Source organism: Clostridium tarantellae, from assembly GCF_009295725.1.
GTDB classification, from domain to species: domain Bacteria; phylum Bacillota; class Clostridia; order Clostridiales; family Clostridiaceae; genus Sarcina; species Sarcina tarantellae.
In genome coordinates this window covers 1-3,588 of the sequence record NZ_WHJC01000323.1, presented here as the reverse complement: position 1 = coordinate 3,588, position 3,588 = coordinate 1, and the positions used below count along the sequence as shown (strand labels likewise).

3 protein-coding genes are annotated in these 3,588 nt (G+C 24.9%); 1 reads left to right on the top strand and 2 read right to left on the bottom strand.

Features of this window, described 5'->3' with window-relative positions:
• The first annotated feature begins 100 nt into the window (after positions 1 to 100).
• Complete coding sequence (locus GBZ86_RS13790; RefSeq protein WP_234885173.1) at positions 101 to 1,504, top strand: MFS transporter; 1,404 nt, start codon at positions 101 to 103, stop codon at positions 1,502 to 1,504.
• 64 nt (positions 1,505 to 1,568) lie between these two features.
• On the opposite strand, the gene GBZ86_RS13785 is transcribed toward GBZ86_RS13790, so the two are convergent.
• Positions 1,569 to 2,315: a GntR family transcriptional regulator gene (locus tag GBZ86_RS13785; protein WP_152891596.1), complete on the bottom strand. Its 747-nt coding sequence runs from the start codon at positions 2,313 to 2,315 to the stop codon at positions 1,569 to 1,571.
• 232 nt (positions 2,316 to 2,547) lie between these two features.
• Complete coding sequence (locus GBZ86_RS13780; protein ID WP_152891594.1) at positions 2,548 to 3,288, bottom strand: NAD-dependent protein deacylase; 741 nt, start codon at positions 3,286 to 3,288, stop codon at positions 2,548 to 2,550.
• Positions 3,289 to 3,588 lie beyond the last annotated feature (300 nt).

The following is a 3,588-nucleotide window of genomic DNA, read 5'->3' as shown; positions in this document are numbered from 1 at the left end:
AAGCTGTTTTATTTTATGTATTGCTAAATTTAACAATATGGTTTTATAAAAAAATTTTACAGTTAGTTTAACTACTTAGTTTAAGGAGAGTGTATTTTTTATGGCAGAAATGATAAAAGAAAAAACAAAACCAACGGTTATAAGTGAAATAGAACCTTTTAGTATAAAAGATAAATTTGGATATATGTTGGGGGATTTAGGGAACTGCATGTTTTTCTCATTTATAGGAGGCTACTTAATGTTATTTTATACAGATGTATTAGGAATTTCAGCAGCTTCTGTAGGATCTCTATTTATAATAGCTCGTATATGGGATGCTATAAATGATCCTATCATGGGAACTTTTGTAGATTCAAGACCAAGTACTAAAACAGGAAAATTTAGACGTTATTTATTATACTTTTCAGTACCAGTAGTTGCATCAGGATTTTTATGCTTTACTTATTTTCCAGGTTTAAGTAATAGCGCAAAAATAATATATGCATATGTAACATACATATTATTTGGTATGATGTTTACAGGTATGAGTATTCCTTATGGTTCTTTAGCATCAGTTATAACTGATGATCCAGTTCAGAGAACCTCTCTTTCTATGTGGAGAACTATAGGATATATGTTAGCTAATTTAATAATAATGTGTTTAGCACCAAAATTAGTTTTTGCTGGAGGACATAAAGCTACAGCTAAAGGATTTATGAGCATTGGAATTATATTTGCAATAATTTCTATATCAAGTTATATAGGTGCTTTTAGTTTGGTAAAAGAAAGAATAATTCATAAAAATACTAAAAAGCCAAAAATAAATTTAAAGAAAAGTTTAAAAGGTTTATGTAAAAATCGTGCCTTATTAGGAATTATGTTAACATCTTGTTCAGTTATTTCATCAACAATGTTAGTAAATTCATTAACACCATATCTTTATAAAGATTATTTTAAAGCACCAGACTTATTATCAGTTGCTGGTATGTTAGGTATGGGAGCATCATTTTTAGTATTGCCTTTTGTAACCCCTCTTGCTAAAAAGTTAGGTAAAAAGGAATTAGCAAGTATAGGATTAACTTTTACAGCAATAACGTATTTAATATTATTTTTAGCACCAATAACTAATCCATTTATCTTTATATCATTTCAAATGATAGCTAATGTGGGAATTGCATTTTTAAACTCAGTAACTTGGGCTATGGTTGCAGATGTTATAGATTATCAAGAATATATTACAGGAAAAAGAGAAGAAGGGATAGTTTATTCCTCATATTCTTTTGTACGTAAATTAGGACAAGCTGCTGCTGGTGGATTAGGTGGATTTGCTCTAACTCTTATTGGGTATGTTGGGGGAATAAAAGAACAAAGTCCTCAAGTTGCATTAGGAATAAAGAGAATAGCAACCTTTGCACCTCTTATGGCAGTAACAATTGCAGCTTTATCTTTAATGTTTGTATTTAACTTATCAAAGAAAAGATTAGTAGAAGTAACAAAAGAGTTAGAAAAAAGAAGAGTTTCTTAACATGAATAAAAGGGGCTAGCATATTATAAAATTAAAATTTACTAGTGACAGCCCCTTTATTTTTTTAAATTAAAGGAACATCATTATTTTTTAATCTAATTTGATATTTAAATTTATTTCCTTTAACAACAGCTTTTGTATATTCAACTATAAGATTATTTTCATAACTTATTCGTTCTACTCCCATACAAGCTATAGTATCTTTAGAATTTATAGCTAATAAATGTTTTTTTGTTTTATCAGGTAATACAGGATAAAAGGTCTGAATTGCATCTGTAAATTTTACATTATAATTATCTTGTAAAACATCATATAAGGCATTAGTATTTAAATCTATTTTTTCAAACTCATTAAATCTTTTAGCAGGAAGATAAGTTGTTTCAAATAATACAGGTTCATCCTCCATTTTTCTTACTATATCAATCTTAAAAACTTGTTCATTTTTGTTTAAATGCATGATATTTTTTATATTATCATCTGGTGTAATTTTATCAAAACATATTAATTTATATTTTGGAGTTTTACCTAAATTTTTTAATTCTTTGGAAAAGCTATAAAAATTATCTAAATTTTGATTTACTGAATGATAGGAGACAAAGCTACCTTTTCTTTTTTCTTTAAAAATAAGACATTCTTGTTCTAATTTACTTAAGGCTTGTCTAACAGTTGAACGACTTACATTATAAGTTTCTTTAAAATCATTTTCAGATGGAAGTTTTTCACCTTCAATAAAAGTTTTATTTTGTATATTTTCTTTTATTACCTTATATAATTGTAAATGTAGAGGTTCATTACTATTTTTATCTAACATTATTTTCTCCTTAATTTTGAAAATTTGTATTTCGTTTTCCTTGCTTATATTAACCAATTATACTATAAATTTATTTATAAATTAAGATGAAAAATAAAAGGTTTTAATTGTTTATGTATTACAAATTCACAAGCTAAGATAACATTTATCTTAATAATTATTTATAATATGATTAAAGCATTTTCAATTATTTAACTGAATTTTTATAATATGAAGTTAAAAAGAATATATTTTATTTTGTACATTCATATAAAATTTTTCCTATAGATTCATTAATTACTAAGTTAGCTATAGAATCATATTGTGTTTCTGATTTATTTATAAGTATAAGATTTTTTCCTTTAAAATATCTTATAAAACTTGCAGCTGGATAAACTACTAAAGATGTGCCCCCAACTATTAAAGTTTCGGCATTACTTATTAACGATAAAGTTTTATTTATCACTTCATCATCTAAGCCTTCTTCATATAAAACTACATCAGGTTTAACAATATTTCCACATTCATTACATTTAGGAATTGGTCCTTTTAAAGCAAGAAAGGAATTTAAATCATAAAATTTACCACAATTAACACAATAATTTCTATGGATAGAACCATGAAGTTCTAAAACATTTTTACTTCCAGCCATTTGATGAAGTCCATCAATATTTTGAGTTATCACTCCCTTTAATTTGCCCTCTTTTTCTAGTTTAGCTAAAGCAAAGTGAGCCTTATTAGGTTTTGCATGAGGATAGATAAGTTTAGATTTATAATAATTAAAAAATTGTTCTGGATAACGAATATAAAAACTATGAGATACCAATTGTTCAGGAGTAAAAGTTATATTAAGTTTTTCATTAAATAAACCATTAGCGCTTCTAAAGTCTGGTATGCCGGATTCTGTAGAAGTACCAGCACCGCCAAAGAATACTATGTTGTTACTATATTTAATTATTTCTTTTAATTTTTTGATTTTTTCATCATTATTCATAAAAATCATCTCCAAATTTATATTTCTACTTTGATTATACTATAGCTGTTTGTTCAAAGAATTAAAATATATTATAATTTATTTTTTTTATAAGTAGATTAATATTATTTAATAAAGAAAAAGGTAAATAAATATTAGATATAAAGATTATTTTTAGTTATATTAAATTTTAAAAATATAAAATTTGAAAATAAAATCAAAAAACATATAATATGTAGTAAAAAAATGGTTAAAGTTTCAAATTTAAAGTGTTAAAATAAATTATATAAAATAATTTATTTTATAAGAATAAAATTATTA